The organism is Pelotomaculum sp. PtaB.Bin117, from assembly GCF_002067195.1.
Taxonomy (GTDB): Bacteria; Bacillota; Desulfotomaculia; order Desulfotomaculales; family Pelotomaculaceae; genus Pelotomaculum_D; species Pelotomaculum_D terephthalicicum.
In genome coordinates this window covers 13189-34129 of sequence record NZ_MVQM01000036.1, presented here as the reverse complement: position 1 = coordinate 34129, position 20941 = coordinate 13189, and the positions used below count along the sequence as shown (strand labels likewise).

Genomic DNA, 20941 nt, shown 5'->3' with positions numbered 1-20941 from the left:
ATGTTTACTTGCGAATTAAAGCTTCGTTAAATAAAGGTTATATTTAAGTAATAATGGAACATAATGAAAGGATAAAAAAAAACCCGGCTACCAATACCGGGAACAGGAGAGGAGAATACCAATATTTCTGATTTGTCAGCGATTTGTTTAATAATATACCTAATCGTTCAGATCTTTGCGCTCACCGGTCGCCAGGTAAACAATCCGTTCACCGATGTTGGTCGCATGATCGGCAATCCGCTCCAGGTGGCGGCTGGCGAACATGAGAGCGGTTGCCTGGTTGATGGTTTTGGGATTTTCCATCATATATAAAAGCAACTCCCGGAAGACCTGGTTATGCAGACTGTCTACCAAATCATCTTCTTTAGCCATCGAGACGGCCAGTTGCACATCCTCCCGCACAAAAGCGTCAAGGGACTCTTTTACCATTTTCTGGGCTATTTGCGCCATTCGCGGAATGTCAATCAGAGGCTTGATCAGGGGCTCACAGGCTATCCTACGGGTTATCTTGGCAATGTCACACGCTAAATCAGCCATTCGTTCCAAATCGGTAATGATCATCAGTCCCGTCGCAATACGCCGCAGGTCCTTGGCCATCGGCTGCTGGGTGGCAATAAGCTTGAGGCATTTATCCTCTATCAGCTGATGCTGGTTGTCAATAAGCACGTCCCCGTCGATAACACCCTGGGCCCTAATTTCATCCTGCCCGACGAGGGATTCCACCGCATGGGCAATGGCCTCTTCCACAGAAAAGCCCATGCGGATAATATCTTGCTGGAGTTCACTTAAGGCCTGGTCAAAAGTTGTTCTGGTCCTCATGTTTAACTTTTTTCTCCCTTCATCGACTGCCAATTAATATAATGATGAATTTACATTATATTATATTATGATTGCTCACGGTATGATGATTCTTCATAACGTATAAAAACACCTATGCCTATTTTAGCCGAAACGGCCCGTAATATAATCCTCAGTACGCTGATCCGACGGTTTGGTAAACATTGCTTCGGTATTGCCGTATTCAATCAGATCGCCGTTTAAGAAAAAAGCGGTGACACCGGAAACACGGGCGGCCTGCTGCATGTTATGGGTTACAATGACAATAGTGTAGTCGTTTTTTAATACTTGAATCAACTCTTCAATTTTCATAGTTGCCAGCGGATCCAAAGCTGAAGTGGGTTCGTCCATAAGCAGCACTTCCGGTTCCACTGCAAGCAGCCGGGCGATACATACCCGTTGCTGTTGGCCGCCGGAAAGCCCCAGCGCCGACTTATAAAGCCGGTCCCGCACCTCGTCCCAAAGGACTGCCGCGCGCAGGCTTTTTTCTACGATTTCATCCAATTTGCGCCTGTTCTTCTCCCCGTGAATACGCGGCCCGTAGGCAATATTATCATATACCGACATCGGAAAAGGGTTGGGGCGCTGAAAAACCATACCCACCCTTTTGCGCAGATTAACCACGTCTTCGTCCTGGCGGTAGATATCCATACCGTCCAGAAGTACCATACCGTCCACCCTGACTCCCTCGATCAAGTCGTTCATTCTGTTCAAGATGCGCAAGAACGTCGACTTGCCGCAGCCGGACGGTCCAATAAGCGCTGTAACCTGGTTTTCCTCAACTTCCAGGTTTACGTTTTTTAAAGCCTGAAAATCCCTGTAATAAAGGTTCAGTCTTTCCACAGATATTTTTGATGACGTCAAGCTGTTTGCCTCCCCAGTCAAGCTGACCGTTGCAGTATTATCTACAAATATGATGTCGCATAAATTATAGCTGAGCGAGGTTAGGTTATTATTATCGCCTTGTTAAATATTGTTAAATTCAGATTAATTTCATGTATATCTCTCTAAATAATAAAAAAATCGACCTGGCGGCTGGCCAGATCAAAAAAAAGACGGAAGTTAGACACGTTAATTAACCCGGTAAAAGTAAAAGACATGTTTTCTCAGAATTAATTTGAGGGTTTATGAACACATGTACTGCCATCGGCGGGGGTTGAATAATATTTTAACTGTCCCGCCTTTTTCAATATAAATTTTAAGTCTATCTTTTCGCCTATTCCAAAATCGATCACGTACATTGATATAAAAGGAAGACTCTCTTGGGTGTAGATCAGGTTTCTGCTTATTTTCCGCTTCTCCTGCTCGTCTAAAGACTTGATCAAACTGTCATAGTATTTGATGGTACGCTCACAAAATGCGCCTACCCGCTCTTTTTCAATGATCGCGATGAAATTGTCGCCTTTAATATGAGCCAGGAAGTCCTTCTTTCCGCCATATTTCTTTAGTATGTTAGCCAGAAGTCTCGCTGTAAACAGAATAATGCGGCTTCCGCCGGATAATCCATATTTTTTTCTGCATATTTTATCCGGCAGGTCGACGTAAACGGCACAGATAGGCAGTTTCTCAGCCGTGCGTCTGCGCAGTTCCTGTTCCAAAGCAATATTGCCGGACAAGCCGGTGAGAGGATTGGCATCCCCGGCCAATTCCCAGCGAATCTTGGTCATGACGCCGGGGAAGGTCTGGTTCTTGTTCAATAAACTAATAAAAAGTTTGACTATGCGAACGGTCTTCGAGCAAATGGAACTCATATACAATTCCTCCCCGAATAAACATTGCATAAACAAACAGCGCAATCATATTAATCAGGGGCCGGCACTCCCGTGTCCCGCCCCCCCAGCCTTGATTATTTATTATTTATCCTTAATTTTGCCGTTTACATCCCTTGTTATTTTCATATCAGCTTCAGGAATATAGCCTAACTGCGGGACTATATTCTTCTGCACATCCTCTGACAGCATATATTGCAAGAAAGCGTCCACCGCACCGCCTGGCTTGCCTTTGGTGTAACTGTGCATATAGGCCCACACCGGGTACTTGCCGTTGATAACGTTTTCCTTAGCGGGCGTCACACCGTCCAGATTGACAACCTTTAGACTACCGTCCAGATAAGACAGCGCCAGATAGCCAATCGCGCCGGGAGTTTCTTTAATGATTTTACGAACTGTGCCGGAAGAGTCTTCTTCAATACCGGAAGCCTCTTCAGCGCCGCCCAGCGCGTATTTCTTAAACGTCGCCCTTGTGCCGGAAGCCTTCGGGCGGTTTACCAGCACTATTTTTTGATCAGGGCCGCCCACGCTGTTCCAGTTGGTCGTCTTGCCGGTAAAAATGTCAATCAGCTGCTGTTTGGTCAGGTTGTCGACGGTTATGGCCGGGTTTACCACACAAGCCATGCCGACGACACAAATCTGGTGGTCGGTGAGCTGGGAAGCGTCAATACCTTCCTTTTCTTCAGCGTATATATCTGAATTACCGATGTCAGCCGCTCCCTGCGCGACTTGGGTGAGGCCGGTGCCGCTGCCGCCGCCCTGCACCACGATCCTGGCATTCGGGTTCCCGGCCATGAACTGGGTTGCGGCCTGTTCCATCAGCGGCTGCAGGGCGGTGGAACCTACCGCCGTAATGCTGTTCGACAACGTTCCTTGTTGAGCCTGCGCGCCGCAGCCGGCCAACATAGCCGCCGCTGCCAGGCACAACACAACAGCAATTATTAATTTAGAATTTTTCAGCAAGTCACTTCCTCCTTGAAACTATTTTCCTTGATACTATTTTCATTTTTTTATGCCACAAATTTTTAATGAAATTCACGGAAACGATAGCCCACCCCGCGCACCGTTTCGATATATTCCGGGTTAGCCGGGTCTTTTTCAATCTTCTGGCGCAAGTAGCTGATATGAACATCCACAGTGCGGGATTTCCGGTCGAAATCATAGCCCCAGATCTTCTCCAGCAGGATGTCTCTGGTAAAAACCCGGCCGGGGTTTGCCGCCAGCAGGTGCAGCAGCTCAAATTCTTTTTGGGTAAGCTCCAGTCTTACCCCGTCAAGCAGTGCTTCATACTTCTCCGGCTGTATGACCAAACCGTTAACCCTGATTTCTTTAACTTCCGCCGGCCCCTCTTCAGCAGGAAGCATCAGCCCGTGGCGTAAATGAACCTTCACCCTGGCCACCAGTTCCCTGGGTGAAAACGGCTTGGTGATATAGTCATCCGCACCCAATTCCAGCCCGAGCACCTTGTCCAGTTCTTCATTCCTGGCACTCAACATAATAACGGGAATAGGGGCGCTTTGCCGGTTGGCCTTTAAAATGCGCAGCACATCAAAGCCGTCCATTTCCGGGAGCATTTTGTCCAGCACAATCAGGTCCGGCGCTTTTTCGCCGGTCAGCTTGATTGCATCGCTCCCATTGGTCGCGCTAATAACCTGGTAGCCTTCTTTGGTCAGGTTGTACTTCAGAAGCTGCAAAATATTGACCTCATCGTCCACAACCAGGATTAACGGCATCCCAAACCACCCCACTACACTATAAAACAGCCTCGTTAAAGTTATGTTATCGGAAGTTTAACCGTTTATTAATATATTATTAACTTTCTGTAAAAAACCCGGCCGACGCACTCGCGCACACATACGCCGCCGGGAAGGATATCATGCTCATATAAAACCGGTGGATCTTCAAATCCCTTATGAGCACTGATAGCCTTTTTTTGTCTAACGGATTATCGGCTCCAGTTCCTGTTTGGCTCCATCCAGCAGACCGTTGCTGGTAGCAGGCAGCAGGGTGAATTCAGCCTGAGGGAAAAACGGTATCAAATTCATGATAAAAGCGCCGGCTTCTTTTACGACGATGCGTTTACCGTCACGGTTATTGTCTTGACCCCGACGGATTCCAGCTGGTCGAGGCTATCTTCCAGCATCAGGCCGTTGGTGCTGACGCACTTGATGATATGAGGGTAGCGTTCATGCATTACAACCTCCTTAAGGTATTCCGCCTGCTGTTATGTAGGCAAAATGGCCGCCGTACGGACCGGGCGCCATATGGTAAGGAAAGAATCTCCTCGCCATCCGGCCCGTGCGTGGCCAAAATTTAATGATCCGGGGGCTTGCGGCTCTCAGATCAAATTCGGCCCTGCTAGCTGGCAGCAGCACTTCTTGATTATTGTAATCCTAACTTCATTATTACCTGTTTCGCTTTTCTCACCGCAGAGGTTGCCTGCCGTCAACTCGGCATCCAGCCACGGCGGGACATGGCTGCACAACACTTCCAGCTCATAAAATTCACCTTTGCGGATAAAAGGAAGCAAGGCCTGTTTCGTGGTGATGCCGGTGTTCCCTTCTTGAATATCTATCAGGGAAATCCGGTAGCGCCCCTCGGCAACCGCCACGGGAGCCACCTGGTTCACCCCGCGCTCACCGGCGGCTCTCCTCATCTGCAAATCTTTTTCTTCCGCAAGGATATGATCAAGAAAGCTTAAGGGATTGCCTTCGTACTCCCATACGCTGAAACCGCCCTTTTCCAGTTCAAAATAAGGTACGCCGGTGATGGAAAGTCCTACGAAAATTTTGCATTCGCCCAGAAAATCCCGCATATTTGTCATTATCTTGCGCAGCTCCGGCAGGCCGGGAGTCCGGCTTAAGGGAAATTCTTTTTCTTTTAGGATAGTCCAACAGCTTTGCTCTTTCCGGTAGACAGCGAGCCTGCCCCTCCCAAGCAGGGGGGCTGTCCGGCCATCTTCCCCAATATATACGGCAATATCATCCGGCATTGATTTTCTCCTTAACCTTTTTTTAAATCAAAGTAAAAGACTTTCTACCACTCTACCGCCTTCAATATGCTCATCCATGATTTCCTCCACGTTTTCCGGCGTGACCCCGCCGTACCAGACGTTGTCGGGATAGACAACCACAATGGGACCCCGCTCGCAGAGGGCGAAGCAACCGGTGTTGGAAACCAGCACTGCACCGCCTAGATCCCTGTCCCGGATCTCCTCCATAAAATTAGTCACTATTTCCACGGACGCCTTGGTATGGCAAAAGCCTTTCTGCTGTCCGTTTACCCTGGAACTGGTACAGACAAAAATATGATACCTTGGTTTATTCACTGCCATCATTCCCCTTAATCTTTATATGGCTTCTTTATTGACTAGCTTTTCAACCGCATATTTCAAACCATTTTCGATGGTATCGTAGCATTCGATACTCGCGACATTATGCTTTGACAGCCTTTTCTTGGCGTGATAGCCAATACGCAGGGAGAGCACCGCGTGGCAATCTTTGATCGCTCCGATTGTATTTTCCTTCACCCTTTCACTGTTTTCACCTTCCTCAATTCCTTTGCAGTAGCTGATAATCTGCCTTTTTTCAACCAGGCTGATTGCTTCTCCGTCAACATGGTAGATGGCAAACTCTGTGGCATGGCCAAAGTGCTGGTCAATCAACCTGCCGGTCTTGGAAGCAACGGCAATTTTGAACTGCTTCCGGTACTGCTCGCCGGTTTTCGGCAATATCTCCTGTTTGCTCCACAGGCCGCTAAATTCCAAGGCTCTGTCCTCTCCCAGCAGGCCGACGGCATCCGCCCTGCACTGCGCGCAGTGGTACATCTGTTGCAGATCATCCCGGCAGATATTTCTCATTTTATTGACTTCCTTCATTGGTGTCTGGGGCAGATATTCAAGGGCGCTCCCCTTGGCCGGGATGAGCGGCATGATATTAGTCATGAACACATCTAATTCTTTGACCTTTTTCACGATTTCCGGGATGTGCCCGTCATTTATGCCCTTAATCATCACTATATTAACCTTTACCGCCACACCCAGTCCGGTCAGGCGTTCTATTCCGGCCAGTTGATTGCCGATTAAAATGGCGGCCCCTTCAGCGCCTTGATACCTTCTGCCTTGATAGTCGACGTACCGATAAATCCTTTTGCCGATTTCCGGTTCCAGGCAGTTCACCGTCACAGTGACGTGCCTGACACCTAGTTCAACCAGTTTACCGGCATAGTGGGGAAGCGTCAGACCGTTGGTTGATAGACAAAATATCACCTGGGGATCGGATTTTTTAATTGCTTCAATGGTCAACCTGGTCTCATCCCAATTGGCCAGGGCCTCCCCGGGCCCGGCTATCCCCGCCACGCTCAGGTTCTCTACCCTGTCTTTCACAAAATCATACTTTTCCCTGGCGGCTTCAGGGGATAAGATCTCACTGGTCACACCCGGCCGGCTTTCATGCAGGCAGTCAAATTTCCTGCTGCAATAGTTGCAGCTGATATTGCAGCGGGGCGCCACGGGCAGGTGGATCCTGGCGTATTTATGTTTGGCTTCAGAGGAAAAACACGGATGTTGCAAAGTTCTATTCCCGTTTTGCACCGGGTTGCAGGCGCAGTTCATTTTTTTCACCTCGACCTTTGCCGGCTGGCTTTATAGTTCCATAGTAAAATTGCTGGTAAATGTTCCTCCGGTAGTTCCTGTACTTGTTTTCCAAAAGTGTATTGGTGATCCGGTCCAACAACATGGCAGTACCCGTATAGCCCACTGAAAGGAGCCGCTGGCCGCCCACCCGGTCGTGAATGGGGAAACCATACCGCACCAGAGGGATGCCCTCCCTTTCCGTGAGGTACCTGCCACCGGAATGGCCAATGGCGATATTGGCTTCCATTTCCCTGCTTTTTTCCCGGATACGGGAAAAGTCTGTCTCACAGAAAACCTGTGCGGCAGGTCCGGCATCGGGCAGCCGGGTTTTTAAAAGATCAGCCAGTTTGCCGCCCTTGCCGCCCGTTGCCGTCACCACCGGGCTAATACCGTTTTCCAGGCAGGTGCAGGCGACAGCATACACATTCTCCGGATCGCCGAAAACCACGCTTTTACCGTACGCGTTATATTTATGGGAGTCGACCATGCAGTCGAGCAGCCTTCCCCTTTCCCGCTCCAGGCTTCCGGGAACCGGATTTCCAGTCAATTTTTTCAAGAGGTTTACAAATAAGTCCGTGTTTTGCACCCCAATAGGCACGGGCACATTGTACAGGGGCACTCCGAACGCTGATTCCAGGTAATGACCCGGCGAAATAGCCTCGTCAACCGTCACGCCCATTTGGATAGTGGCCTGCGCGCCGCCCATACCGGCTATATCCGCCAGCTTCGTTCCTCCCGCCGGCATTTTGCGGTAAGGCCTTTCCAAAGCACGGTCCAGGGTGTCTGAAAAGTCGGGCAGCAAAATGTAGCTTACTCTCATCATTTTAAGAATTCTCTTTATTTCCCTGATATCGGCGGGACTGATGTTGGGAACAATGATATTAATCCCTTTGTGCCGCACAGATTGCCTTACCAGTTCAGCAACAATCCTTTTCACGGCCAGGAAGTAGCCTTCAAAATGGCTGTTGCCGTAACCCGGGGTGGAAACTGTTACCACCGGCAAATCCACAAGGCCCTTTTCCTCCAGGTAATCCGCCGCCATTCTGTCGATATCCTCACCGATGGTCTCCGCCAGGCAGGTGGTAAGTATTCCCACCACTTTCGGGTTGTATAATTTTATTGCATTGTCCAGCCCTTTTCTCAAGTTGGCCTCCCCGCCGTAAATAGTCCCTTTCTCGTTGAGGGATGAAGAGGCCACGTCGATGGGCTCGTTGAAGTGTTCGGCAATATGCCGGCGCATGTAAGTGCTGCAGCCTTGCGAACCGTGGATGATTGCCATGGAACCCTCTACTCCTTTAAAAGCCAGAATGGCCCCCATCGGCATACACATGCTGCACTGGTTTTCGTTGACACTAAGGCAGTGGGTTTGTTCCATTCTCATGAAAACCGCACCTCCCTCACGCCGTGGTAGTTTCATTATTGTCCGCCTCCCCGGCAAAACAGTCATGAGCAGCCGCAGGAACTTGGGTAAAGCGCCAGACCGGTGAGCAGACAGTCGCATAAACTTCCTCGGCAAAGTTCACCGCCCCCACAAAGCCGCTTAAAGGATGCTTGCGGTCATGGTTGTGGTCAATGAAGGCAATACCCAGCTTATAAGCCAGCGGCCTTTCCTTTACCCCTCCCACCAGCAGGTGTGCTCCTTTCTCCAAAACAAACTGTTCTAATTCTGCTGGATTGGCGTCGTCCAGAATCACAGTTCCCTCGTCCACCAGATCATTGATCGTATCATATTCCTCCTGGCGGCCCGTCTGGGTTCCCACCATTACCACATCTATGCCGATTTCCCTGAACTGCTTGATCAGGGAGATTGCCTTGAATCCGCCTCCCACATAGACCGCCGCTTTTTTGCCCCGCAATTTTTCCCGGTAGCCCCGGACAATGTCACCGTACGCGTTTATCTCTCTCTCGATTAGTTCTGCGGTCTTGCCCATAGTTTCCGGATCATCGAAAAACCTGGCGATTTTCCTCAGAGACTCCGCCGTATCCTCCAGCCCGAGGAAGGAGATGTTCATATAAGGGATGCCATAGATCTGCTCCATTTTTCCGGCCAGGTAAAACATCGAGCCACTGCACTGAACAATGTTCAGGGATGCCATGGCGGCTGTTTTCAACGTCTCGCAAGATGAGTCGCCGGTGAAAGCCACGTTCATGTCTATGTCCATCTCCCTGAGGTAACTTTTGATAATCCAGACCTCGCCGGCCAGATTATAGTCACCCAGGTAATTGAGGCTTTTACTCTTTTTAACCTCTTTCTTATTTTTCGGCTCGATCAGGCGCAGGAGAGCATCGCAGGCCGCCCGGTAGCCGGCCGACTTATTGCCGGCGAAACCGGTGGACTGAACCGGGATCACCTCAATCCTGTGTTTGCGGGCGGCAACCCTGCACACCATCTCCAGGTCGTCGCCGATAACCCCCACTATGCAGGTGGAGTAGACAAATACCAGCTTGGGATGATATTTAATAACCAGTTCGTCTATTGCCAAGGCCAGCTTCTTTTCACCGCCGAAAATGACATCGTGCTCCTTCAGGTCGGTGGAAAAGCTGAAACGGTACAAGTCGGAACCGCTGCTCAGAGCGCCCCGGATATCCCAGGTATAGCTGGCGCAGCCGATAGGGCCGTGCACCAGGTGGACAGCGTCGGTCACCGGGTTCAGGACCACTCTGGCGCCGCAGTAGACGCAGGCCCTCTGGCTTACCACCCCGGCAATGCTGTCAGTGTCGCACTTCAGGTTCGGCTTTTGTTTCCCTTTGGCATAGATGGACTCTTTTCTTTCCTCCACGGGCAGTTCCAATAGGTTAACCGCTTTCATATTATCCACACTTCTTTCTTTGTCTTACATTACAGGTTTACTATTCAGGCATTCAGAATTCATATATTCAATGAAACCAGTATCTAGGCACAGCGTTATCACCGTTCACTCCAATGCTTCGCGCCGACAGCACCTCAGCTTGTTTCGGACCGGTCTAGCGCCGCTGCAAAGGCGACGATTGACTTGTTTATTGAAGGCGCCTGTTCTCCTCAAAGCTCCTTATGCTTAAAACCGTAACATTAGTAGCCCGCTGGTTTCGCGCCGCAGTCCGGTTACCCTCACTGCGCTGGGTGCTGTTACCGGCGCTTCGCTAGTCGTTCACTAACGATAACGCCGTGCCTTCACCTGGTTTACTGAATACTGACTACTGACTCCTGATCACCTACATGACAAGCTCAAAATCCTCGTCTCCGGCGTCCCGGTCCGCTCTGTCCAGCAGGGCGTTGCCGATCAATTCGAGCAGCCGCATGGCTCCTTTATAGCCGACTACCGGAAGATAGGGATGCATACTTCTGTCCAGAATGGGAAAACCGACCCGCACGAAGGGTATGTCTTCCGCCCTGGCGATATATTTCCCGTAGGTATTGCCGATTAATAAATCAACAGGTTCGTTCTTGATCCACTGGTGCAGCCTGAACAGGTCTCCCGCCGCTTTTACTTTTCCCTCGATACCTGCCTCATCCAGCATGCTTGCTATCTCTTTTTCGAATATTCCCTGCGGGCCGCCGACTGTTCCCCCGGGTGTCCCGGTCAACACGTAAACAGGCTTCATCCCTAAGCTTAAAACAAATTCAGTCAGCCCGGTGATAATATCCGGGTCGCCGAAGATCGCCACCCTCTTGCCATGAAAATGATAATGCGTGTCAACCATGATATCCACCAGCTGTCCTCTTTCTTCTTCCAGCTGATAAGGCACTTCTTTGATAAAGCTTTGCCGCAGGGCCATCAGAAACTCATCGGTGGCTTTGACCCCTATGGGTGTCTTCAGAGTCACCGCCGGCACTTTGCATTTTCTTTCCAAAAGGTTGGCGGCGTCGCTGGATGCATAGGTCCCCAGCGCAACGGTGAGTTTGGAATTGCCTGTGTCCCGCAGCTCTTCCACCTTAACGCCTCCCTTCGGGTACATCACAAATCTGCCGGTCATGGGTGAGTCCAGCACACCCGAGGTATCGGGGAACATGATCAAGTTAATTCCCATCAGATTGGTGAGCCTTTTGATTTCGCGCATATCCCCGGGGTTGACAAAACCCGGGATGATATTAACCTGCTCCTTCTTGGCTGCTAATGTTGCTTCAGCCAGATAACTGACCATGCCTTTCGTCATATTGGAAAACCCCGTAATATGTGAGCCCTGGTAGCTTGGCGTGTTGGCATGGATCACCAGCTTCCCTTCGGGCACTTCGGTTCCTTTGATAATTGTACTTATATCATCACCAATGGTTTCGGACAGACAGGTGGTATGGACAGCCATCACATCGGGATTATAAATGGCAAAAACATTTTTGATGGCTGTCTTCAAGTTGGCTCCGCCGCCAAAAACCGAAGCGCCTTCCGTGAATGAACTGGTTGTAGCCATGGCTGGTTCCCGGAAATGGCGGGCCAAATGCATTCTATGGTACGAGCAGCATCCCTGGGAACCATGGCTGTGCGGAAGGCAATTATGAATGCCCAGGGCGGCGTACATGGCTCCGATCGGCTGACAGGTTTTAGCCGGATTGATTACCCCGCCGCTTCGCTCGATGAATTCCTTCGGCGTACTGTCTAACATGTCACGCTTCTCCTTCCTGGCTTGGTTTTTCAATGGTACCCTCCAGCAACGGCCTGCTTTTCCACGGCGGGTCGATAAAATTCCAGGTTGGCGTGGCAAAGCTCATGCTGATGTCCCGGGCAAAGTTCACCGCGCCTCTAAACCCGGCATAAGGGCCGCTGTAATCATAATTGTGCAGCTGCTTGGACGGCAAACCCATTTTATGAGGCACATATTTGTCTTTAATACCGGAGGAAAAAATATCGGGCTTTAGAGTTCTGATAAATTCCTCCGTTTCGTAGTGGTTCATGTCATCAACAATGAGGCTGCCATCTTTCATGGTTATATTCATCCCCTGGTAGTTGCTGAGGGGAATCTTATCCTTTAACTCTTCCGTTCTTTCTCTAGACAGCTTCGGGCGATAACGGCGCTCGTCCGGGACAACATGCAGCTCGGGAATGTTTTTGCTGTCCGCGTCAGGCTTGATATCGGGTATTACCTCCCGCCCTTCATAATCGTCACGGTGGGCGAATTCATAGCCGGCCAGCGTCGTTTGAATACCAATTTCCTCATATAAACCCTGGTAGTGGTGGCCGCGTGACCCTCCCACAAAGCAGAAGGTTGTTTTCCCCGCGCAAATCTTTCTATATGGCTCAAGCTGCGGCTCAATTTCAGCCAGTTCCCTGGCGATGACCTCTTCGGTCCGCCGGATCAAGTCTTCGTCACCAAAGTAGAGCGCCATATTGCGCAGCGACTCGCAGGTGGCCCGGATACCGATAAAATTCACTTTTAACCAGGGCGTACCGTATTTCTTTTCCAGCATGTCGGCAATATAATTGATCGAGCGGTGGCACTGGACCAGGTTTAATTCAGCCACGTGGGCGTTCTTAATGTCCTCATAAGAGCCGTTGCCGGTCAATGTCGCCTGAACATGGTAGCCCAATTCTTTTAATACTCTCTCCACTTCCCAGCTGTCGCCGCCAATGTTGTATTCGCCCAACATGTTGATGGTATATTTACCTGGCGGCTCCTCCCAGTCCCCCTGCCCGACGATCCATTCCAGCAAGCCGTTATTGGCGATGTGGTGGCCGGCGGACTGGCTGACACCTTTGTAACCTTCACAATTATACGCGGTAATGCTCAGGCCGTGTTTTTGCCGCGCCGCCCTGGCCACTGCCTGGATGTCGTCACCGATCAGCCCCACCGGGCAGGTGGCGGAAATGGTAATAGCGTTCGGCTTGAATATTTCCACGACTTCATCAATCATTCTGGCTAATTTTTTTTCGCCGCCGAAGACAATATCGCTTTCCTGCATGTCGGTTGACACGCAATAAGTCAGATAGTTTTTCCCCGGTTCTTCAGGTATCGCCTTGTTCCGGCGCGTCAGCCAGCTGTAATAGGCACACCCGATGGGACCATGAACGATGTGCACCATATCCTTTATCGGGCCCAGCACCACTCCCTTGCAGCCGGCGAAAGCGCAGCCCCGGTTCGTCATGATGCCCGGGATGGTGCGGGTGTTGGCCTCGATCTCCTGGCGGTCCAGGGAGGAATCCCGGAGCAGGATGTGCTTCTTGCGCGTCCGCTTCACTTTAGCCGGATATGAATTTAGAATTTCTTCCAAAACTTTTTCATCAACAGCCATAAATAACAACCCCCTTTTACCGCATTTAAACCGCCGCTTCTCCCCGTTCGCCGGTCCTGACCGTGGCAGCGTCCAAAACCGGCGCCACGAAGATTTTACCGTCTCCTTTATTTCCCGCTTTGTTAACCTTGATGATCGTCTTCACCACTTTATCTACTTCAGTGTCTTTGGTGAAAATCGTTAATAAACGTTTTGGAATAAGTCTGCTTCCTTTTGCCAGACCATCGGCCAGAATACCGCCGATCTCTTCCTGGGCGCCCAGGCTGTCCAGTACGGAAAAGTCCACCTGCATCTTGCCCCGTCCCATCACCTTCATCGCGTGCAAGCCGCAAATCCCGTCGTCAGCCAGGGCTTTTTTAGTTTCATTGACCTTGTTCATACGAATAATAGCGATGATTTCTTTCACTGTTACCCCTCCTACAGGCCCTTGGCGCCGCTGCTGATGGTATATGCCTCTTCCACCGGGCTGACAAAAATTTTACCGTCGCCGAAAGCTCCCTTTTCCCCGGTCTTGGCATATCTGGTGACAATGCTGATGACATCCTCCACATCTTCGTCGCGCACAACCAGCATCAACAACTCCTTCGGTATTTCATCGTAAACAACTTCTCCGACCCGGACACCTCTCTGCTTGCCGCGCCCGACCACATCCATCTTGGTTACGGCGGGAAAACCCGCGCTGTTCAGTTCAGCCAGAATAGTATTGGTTTTTTCAGGCCTGACAATGGCCCTGATCATGATCATGGCGTTCACTCCTCACCAGTAAATTAAGATTATTAGAACAAATTTGTTTTTGACAGCAACCTTACTAATCAAGGATCCCGTGCTCCATCAATATTTCCTCCAGCCGGTCCTGGGTCATGGGCTCGGGGATGACAAACATATCGTTGTCATCGATTTTTTGGGCCAGCTTCCTGTACTCGTTAGCCTGGTCCGCCGTCGGGTCAAAATCAATCACCGTTTTTTTGTTAATCTCCGCCTTCTGCACCAGATTGTCTCTGGGCACAAAGTGGATGAGCTGGGAGCCCAGCTCTTTGGCAAAAGCTTCCAACAGTTCGTATTCGTTATCCACTTTACGGCTGTTGCAGATGATGCCGCCCAGCCTCACTTCGCCGGTGGTGGCAAATTTGCGAATACCCTTGCTGATATTGTTGGCGGCGTATAATGCCATCATTTCACCGGAAGCCACGATATAAATCTCTTTGGCCTTGCCTTCACGAATTGGCATGGCAAATCCGCCGCAAACAACGTCACCCAGCACATCGTAAAAAACGTAATCCAATTCTTCCGCAAACGCTCCCAGTGACTCCAACAAATTAATTGAGGTGATGATTCCTCTGCCCGCACAGCCGACGCCCGGCTCCGGCCCGCCGGATTCCACGCATTTGGTGTTTCCAAACCCCTCCCGCATAATATCCTCCATGTCGATATCTTCCCCTTCTTCCCGCAGGGTGTCCAGAACCGTCCTCTGGTTCAACCCGTGCAGAAGCAACCTGCCGGAGTCGGCCTTGGGGTCGCATCCCACCACCAGCACTTTTTTCCCGCTCTCCGCGAGAGCCGCCACTGTGTTCTGCGTGGTCGTAGACTTGCCGATGCCGCCCTTGCCGTAAATCGCTATCTTCCTCATCATCCTTCCTCCTAATTCACTTGTTTTTTTCACTTGTTTTTGGCAATAAAAAAGGACGCCCTCCTCTAAAGGGAACAGGCGTCCTTGCCAATTTTTTATCACTGCCGTGTAAATAAACACACACTGTTTTAGATATTCTTATCTTACTATTACAACGTTGAAACCTGCCGCTCCGTTGCTAAGCAATTTTTCAACATAATTCAAGCAGTCTTATTGACTAAATAGCTTCGTCACCTTTTTCGCCGGTTCTGATGCGAATCGCGTTATCAATCTTATACGTGAAAATCTTGCCGTCCCCGATCTCACCGGTACGGGCGACATTCGTGATAATCTTTAATACTTCAGCTACATCTTCATCCGGAATGACCATCTCCAGCTTAATTTTCGGCAGCAGATTAATGCTGTATTCGGCGCCGCGGTATACTTCGGTGCGCCCTTTCTGAAGCCCGCAGCCGATCACCTGGGTCACGGTCATCCCGTGAATGCCGTATTTGTTTACGGCTTCTTTGACGTCCTCAAGTTTACCCGGACGAAGGATACATTCTATCTTGGTCAAGTTTTTTTCCTCCTTCTTAGTTTTTTACGGCGGAAACTGGTTTGCTGTCCGCTGCCCGCACCGGTTACATCACGGGCTTTACAACTGTTGAGGATTCCTTCAACCCGGAAAATCCGGAGCTCATGGATGCTGAGAGAACAAAATCGGTGTAGGCATCCTCTCCATGCTGGGTAATATCCAAACCGGATTCCTGTTCTTCATCCGTCGCCCGCAGCTTGATAAACACGTTTACAACCTTCAGGATGATATAAGTGCCGACTATCGCCACAGCCCAGCTTGAAGCTATTGCAATTAACTGGATAACCACCTGCTCGGGGTTGCCGTAAAAGAGACCGTCACTGCCGGCCGGGTTGACCGCCGTGGTGGCGAACAAACCGGTCGCCAGGGCGCCCCAGGTGCCGCCGACACCGTGCACGCCGAAGGCGTCCAGCGAGTCGTCGTAGCGGAGCTTCGCCTTGAGCACGCCCACCGCCAGGTAGCAGGCCGCACCGGCTATCAGTCCGATGATGATGGCTGACATCGGCTCCACAAAACCGCAGGCGGGAGTAATGGCCACCAGACCGGCTACCGCACCGGAAGCCGCGCCGAGAGTGGTTGGCTTGCCATGGTGGATCCACTCGGTAACTACCCAGGACAGTGCCGCTGCCGCCGTGGCCAGGTGGGTCGCTACGAAGGCGCTTGCGGCCAGGCCGTTGGCGCCCAGGGCGCTGCCGGCGTTAAAGCCGAACCAGCCGAACCACAGCAGGGCGGCGCCCATTACCGTGAATGGCAGGCTGTGCGGGAGCATCGGCACACTGCCGTGCCCCTTGCGCCTGCCCAGGACTATGCAGGCAACCAAACCGGAAACACCGGAAATGATATGGACTACGGTACCACCCGCGAAATCTAAAGCGCCGAGATTGCGCAGCCAGCCGTTTACCCCCCACACCCAGTGCGCCACCGGGTCGTAAATGAAAGTCGCCCAGAGAACCAGGAAAGCCAGAAAGGCCGGGAAGCGCATTCTTTCCGCAAAAGCGCCTGAAATCAGCGCGGGAGTTATCACTGCAAACATCATTTGAAAGACCATGAAAGCATTGTGTGGTATCGTCGCTGAGTAATCCGGGTTCGGGTCAAGTCCGACATTTTTTAAACCAAGCCAGTCAAGGCTGCCGATGATATGATGCACATCCGGCCCGAAAGACAGGCTGTAACCGTAAAGCGCCCACTGAATACTGATTATTATCATTGCAAAAAAACTGTACATGATCGTGCTGAGCACATTCTTCTTGCGGGACAAACCCCCGTAAAACAAAGCCAGGCCGGGCAGGGTCATCAGCATGACCAGAGCGGCTGCGATTAATACAAATGAAGTATCGCCGGCGCTGATGGTATTTTCCACAACAGCTTCCGCAGCTTCATCATCGGCCCAGGCTAAGGCCGGGATGACGGTGAAAATTGTTGTAAGTATCATTACAAGACGCGGGTACACTTTTGTCATTTTTCCAACCTCCCAATACTTGTTCCATTGAGCATTACGGAGAACCGCTCGATGAGCGCAGTCCCGGACTTGGCGCCTCATTTCGGGAGCTTGCGCTTGTCTTCAGGTCCCCTTATAACAGAAAACGCTCTTAGCGCAGGATGTTGATTCCCTGTGCAAGAGCGTCGCTGCCCGATCAAGTTACATCTTTATAACCCAAACAAAAAAGCTTTTCGGGAATCTATTCCCAAAAAGCGTCTTCGCCGGTTTGATACTGCTTCGTATCAATTACTATCTATCAACTATAGGTATTCTAGTTTAATTCATTTTACTTGTCAATAAGTTTTGCAAAAAAATAGTGTATACATAAGCTTGTCAAATGGCGATTACAGTTAACGGGAGCGCGCTACTGCCTGGCATCCTGCCTGATATCTATGCACAAGATGAAACGGTTACTGTTGACATCCTTAAACTGTGAAGATATTGTAATGCACAGATTACCTGATGCTAAAGAAACATATGGATCGGTTGTAAATCTTTTTGAGCCGGTACTTATCAGATAATAATAGTAATCCTTTAATGAATGGCCTGTTCCCTTTTTAGCCGGTCCATAAATTTTGCCGTTTTTCATTATTTTGACCTGATTGCAAAATGTTTCAGTGACTTGAATGCCGTCTTCATTGATAATATAAATGCATTCTATTATCGTGTATTTTTGAATTATTTCACTGATCATGTGATCGAAGTACTCAAATGTTACATTAGATAGTTCGTAGATAATACTGCTTAAAACTGCATTATATTCTTTATGCATCAATTTAGTTGCTTTAATCTTATTAGTCATATAATTATTGAACTTATTGGCAATATGAAAAATGTTCTTTTCAGTTTTTTCCGCCATATCGGACGTATTATCTCGCGGTTCTGAAAAGTAAAATCCCTGAAGCATATCCGCGCCAAGCTCAAGCGTCACTATAGCTTCTTCCTCCCTTTCCACACCCTCCGCCACAACGAGAGCACCTATTTTTTTTGAGAGGTTAACAAGCGATTTAAATATTTCTTGTTTGTAAAATAATTTGTCAATATTACTGATAATTCCTTTATCTACTTTCAATATATCAGGTTTAACAAGGGCCACTCTGTCCAGATTGGAATAACCGGAGCCGATATCATCCAGTGCTGTTAGAAAACCTCTCTCTTTATAGAAATTTATAAAATTGTCCAGAGATTTGATATCCTGAACTTTAGATTCAACAATTTCTATAACTATATTATTTGAATCTACACCTAAATTATTAACTTGGTTTAACAAATATCCTGAGCCGACAACCCCATTATCTATTATTGAGGTATCTATGTTCAGAAATAAAATATAATTATTTTTTTCGGAATAAGTAGATCTGTAGAATTCCAAAGCTTTTTTTCTGCACAGCCTGTCTAAGTCTACATTTATATTTTCGTGTCTGGCAAATTCGAACAAGATATCTGGAGATATAATTTTTTTGGTTCTGGTATTTAATCCTCTGCATAGGGCTTCAAAGCCAATTATTGATCTTTTCTTAACGGATATAATAGGTTGAAAATATATAAGGATATTTTCATTATTTATAATATTACTTATATTAATTATACCTTTATCCAAAATCTCACCTGCCTCTTATTTGGTCATATTCAAATATATGTGCGGCTTAAAGGTAAAAGGACACCTGTTCCGTCGAATACCAGGCGTCCTTTCACCGTAAAACTTTTAAACATCGACTTAAGTTATTGACTAAATAGCTTCGTCACCTTTTTCGCCGGTTCTGATGCGAATCGCGTTATCAATCTTATACGTGAAAATCTTGCCGTCCCCGATCTCACCGGTGCGGGCGACATTCGTGATAATCTTTAATACTTCAGCTACATCTTCATCCGGAATGACCATCTCCAGCTTAATTTTCGGCAGCAGATTAATGCTGTATTCGGCGCCGCGGTATACTTCGGTGCGCCCTTTCTGAAGCCCGCAGCCGATCACCTGGGTCACGGTCATCCCGTGAATGCCGTATTTGTTTACGGCTTCTTTGACGTCCTCAAGTTTACCCGGACGAAGGATACATTCTATCTTGGTCAAGTTTTTTTCCTCCTTCTTAGTTTTTTACGGCGGAAACTGGTTTGCTGTCCGCTGCCCGCACCGGTTACATCACGGGCTTTACAACTGTTGAGGATTCCTTCAACCCGGAAAATCCGGAGCTCATGGATGCTGAGAGAACAAAATCGGTGTAGGCATCCTCTCCATGCTGGGTAATATCCAAACCGGATTCCTGTTCTTCATCCGTCGCCCGCAGCTTGATAAACACGTTTACAACCTTCAGGATGATATAAGTGCCGACTATCGCCACAGCCCAGCTTGAAGCTATTGCAATTAACTGGATAACCACCTGCTCGGGGTTGCCGTAAAAGAGACCGTCACTGCCGGCCGGGTTGACCGCCGTGGTGGCGAACAAACCGGTCGCCAGGGCGCCCCAGGTGCCGCCGACACCGTGCACGCCGAAGGCGTCCAGCGAGTCGTCGTAGCGGAGCTTCGCCTTGAGCACGCCCACCGCCAGGTAGCAGGCCGCACCGGCTATCAGTCCGATGATGATGGCTGACATCGGCTCCACAAAACCGCAGGCGGGAGTAATGGCCACCAGACCGGCTACCGCACCGGAAGCCGCGCCGAGAGTGGTTGGCTTGCCATGGTGGATCCACTCGGTAACTACCCAGGACAGTGCCGCTGCCGCCGTGGCCAGGTGGGTCGCTACGAAGGCGCTTGCGGCCAGGCCGTTGGCGCCCAGGGCGCTGCCGGCGTTAAAGCCGAACCAGCCGAACCACAGCAGGGCGGCGCCCATTACCGTGAATGGCAGGCTGTGCGGGAGCATCGGCACACTGCCGTGCCCCTTGCGCCTGCCCAGGACTATGCAGGCAACCAAACCGGAAACACCGGAAATGATATGGACTACGGTACCACCCGCGAAATCTAAAGCGCCGAGATTGCGCAGCCAGCCGTTTACCCCCCACACCCAGTGCGCCACCGGGTCGTAAATGAAAGTCGCCCAGAGAACCAGGAAAGCCAGAAAGGCCGGGAAGCGCATTCTTTCCGCAAAAGCGCCTGAAATCAGCGCGGGAGTTATCACTGCAAACATCATTTGAAAGACCATGAAAGCATTGTGTGGTATCGTCGCTGAGTAATCCGGGTTCGGGTCAAGTCCGACATTTTTTAAACCAAGCCAGTCAAGGCTGCCGATGATATGATGCACATCCGGCCCGAAAGACAGGCTGTAACCGTAAAGCGCCCACTGAATACTGATTATTATCATTGCAAAAAAACTGTACATGATCGTGCTGAGCACATTCTTCTTGCGGGACAAACCCCCGTAAAACAAAGCCAGGCCGGGCAGGGTCATCAGCATGACCAGAGCGGCTGCGATTAATACAAATGAAGTATCGCCGGCGCTGATGGTATTTTCCACAACAGCTTCCGCAGTTTCATCATCGGCCCAGGCTAAGGCCGGGATGACGGTGAAAATTGTTGTAAGTATCATTACAAGACGCGAGTACACTTTTGTCATTTTTCCAACCTCCCCAATACTTGTTCCATTGAGCATCACGGAGAACCGTTTGATGAGCGCAGTCCCGGACTTGGCGCCTCATTTCGGGAGCTTGCGCTTGTCTTCAGGTCCCCTTATAACAGAAAACGCTCTTAACGCAGGATGTTGATCCCCTGTGCAAGAGCGTCGCTGCCCGATCAAGTTACACCTTTATAACCCAAACAAAAAAGCTTTTCAGGAATTTACTCCCAAAAAGCGTCTTCGCCGGTTTGATACCGCTTCGTATCAATTACTA

Annotated in this window: 21 protein-coding genes; all 21 read right to left on the bottom strand. The window is 49.7% G+C overall.

Features of this window, described 5'->3' with window-relative positions:
- Positions 1-159: 159 nt before the first annotated feature.
- Positions 160-819: a phosphate signaling complex protein PhoU gene (gene phoU, locus A4E54_RS01995; protein WP_240084969.1), complete on the bottom strand. Its 660-nt coding sequence runs from the start codon at positions 817-819 to the stop codon at positions 160-162.
- Between the two features lie 123 nt (positions 820-942).
- On the bottom strand, positions 943-1701 hold the full coding sequence (pstB, locus tag A4E54_RS01990; protein WP_240084970.1) for a phosphate ABC transporter ATP-binding protein PstB: 759 nt from the start codon (positions 1699-1701) through the stop codon (positions 943-945).
- Positions 1702-1949: 248 nt separating this feature from the next.
- A complete protein-coding gene (locus A4E54_RS01985) occupies positions 1950-2588 on the bottom strand; it encodes a nucleotidyl cyclase domain-containing protein (RefSeq protein WP_286724005.1) in 639 nt (212 codons plus the stop codon).
- A 102-nt stretch (positions 2589-2690) separates the two neighbouring features.
- Positions 2691-3566, bottom strand: coding sequence for a phosphate ABC transporter substrate-binding protein (locus A4E54_RS01980; protein WP_282442404.1), 876 nt, complete (start codon positions 3564-3566; stop codon positions 2691-2693).
- A gap of 65 nt (positions 3567-3631) precedes the next feature.
- Complete coding sequence (locus A4E54_RS01975) at positions 3632-4339, bottom strand: response regulator transcription factor (protein ID WP_240084972.1); 708 nt, start codon at positions 4337-4339, stop codon at positions 3632-3634.
- Positions 4340-4671: 332 nt separating this feature from the next.
- On the bottom strand, positions 4672-4800 hold the full coding sequence (locus A4E54_RS01970) for a hypothetical protein (RefSeq protein ID WP_282442403.1): 129 nt from the start codon (positions 4798-4800) through the stop codon (positions 4672-4674).
- Positions 4801-4944: 144 nt separating this feature from the next.
- Positions 4945-5598: a Fe-only nitrogenase accessory AnfO family protein gene (locus A4E54_RS01965; RefSeq protein WP_240084973.1), complete on the bottom strand. Its 654-nt coding sequence runs from the start codon at positions 5596-5598 to the stop codon at positions 4945-4947.
- Between the two features lie 27 nt (positions 5599-5625).
- Positions 5626-5940, bottom strand: a complete 315-nt coding sequence (locus A4E54_RS01960) for a 2Fe-2S ferredoxin (protein ID WP_248286108.1) — start codon at positions 5938-5940, stop codon at positions 5626-5628.
- Positions 5941-5955: 15 nt separating this feature from the next.
- Positions 5956-7218, bottom strand: coding sequence for a nitrogenase cofactor biosynthesis protein NifB (nifB, locus tag A4E54_RS01955; protein ID WP_240084980.1), 1263 nt, complete (start codon positions 7216-7218; stop codon positions 5956-5958).
- Complete coding sequence (locus tag A4E54_RS01950) at positions 7181-8620, bottom strand: nitrogenase component 1 (RefSeq protein ID WP_240084981.1); 1440 nt, start codon at positions 8618-8620, stop codon at positions 7181-7183. The genes nifB and A4E54_RS01950 overlap by 38 nt, the downstream gene beginning before the upstream one ends.
- Positions 8621-8636: 16 nt before the next feature.
- Positions 8637-10049, bottom strand: a complete 1413-nt coding sequence (gene nifE / locus A4E54_RS01945; protein WP_240084975.1) for a nitrogenase iron-molybdenum cofactor biosynthesis protein NifE — start codon at positions 10047-10049, stop codon at positions 8637-8639.
- Between the two features lie 382 nt (positions 10050-10431).
- Positions 10432-11817, bottom strand: coding sequence for a nitrogenase molybdenum-iron protein subunit beta (gene nifK, locus A4E54_RS01940; RefSeq protein WP_240084982.1), 1386 nt, complete (start codon positions 11815-11817; stop codon positions 10432-10434).
- A 1-nt stretch (position 11818) separates the two neighbouring features.
- A complete protein-coding gene (gene nifD, locus A4E54_RS01935) occupies positions 11819-13441 on the bottom strand; it encodes a nitrogenase molybdenum-iron protein alpha chain (RefSeq protein WP_240084976.1) in 1623 nt (540 codons plus the stop codon).
- Positions 13442-13466: 25 nt separating this feature from the next.
- On the bottom strand, positions 13467-13847 hold the full coding sequence (locus A4E54_RS01930; RefSeq protein WP_240084977.1) for a P-II family nitrogen regulator: 381 nt from the start codon (positions 13845-13847) through the stop codon (positions 13467-13469).
- An 11-nt stretch (positions 13848-13858) separates the two neighbouring features.
- Positions 13859-14185, bottom strand: a complete 327-nt coding sequence (locus tag A4E54_RS01925; protein ID WP_240084978.1) for a P-II family nitrogen regulator — start codon at positions 14183-14185, stop codon at positions 13859-13861.
- A 64-nt stretch (positions 14186-14249) separates the two neighbouring features.
- A complete protein-coding gene (gene nifH / locus A4E54_RS01920; protein ID WP_240084983.1) occupies positions 14250-15068 on the bottom strand; it encodes a nitrogenase iron protein in 819 nt (272 codons plus the stop codon).
- 217 nt (positions 15069-15285) lie between these two features.
- The gene (locus tag A4E54_RS01915) at positions 15286-15624 is read right to left on the bottom strand and encodes a P-II family nitrogen regulator (RefSeq protein WP_240084962.1); all 339 of its coding nucleotides are present in this window, start codon (positions 15622-15624) and stop codon (positions 15286-15288) included.
- A gap of 64 nt (positions 15625-15688) precedes the next feature.
- A complete protein-coding gene (locus A4E54_RS01910; protein ID WP_240084964.1) occupies positions 15689-17101 on the bottom strand; it encodes an ammonium transporter in 1413 nt (470 codons plus the stop codon).
- A gap of 385 nt (positions 17102-17486) precedes the next feature.
- Entirely contained in the window at positions 17487-18722 is a 1236-nt protein-coding gene (locus tag A4E54_RS01905) for an EAL domain-containing protein (RefSeq protein WP_240084963.1), read from the bottom strand.
- A 129-nt stretch (positions 18723-18851) separates the two neighbouring features.
- Entirely contained in the window at positions 18852-19190 is a 339-nt protein-coding gene (locus A4E54_RS01900; protein ID WP_240084962.1) for a P-II family nitrogen regulator, read from the bottom strand.
- 64 nt (positions 19191-19254) lie between these two features.
- The gene (locus A4E54_RS01895) at positions 19255-20667 is read right to left on the bottom strand and encodes an ammonium transporter (RefSeq protein WP_286723999.1); all 1413 of its coding nucleotides are present in this window, start codon (positions 20665-20667) and stop codon (positions 19255-19257) included.
- Positions 20668-20941 lie beyond the last annotated feature (274 nt).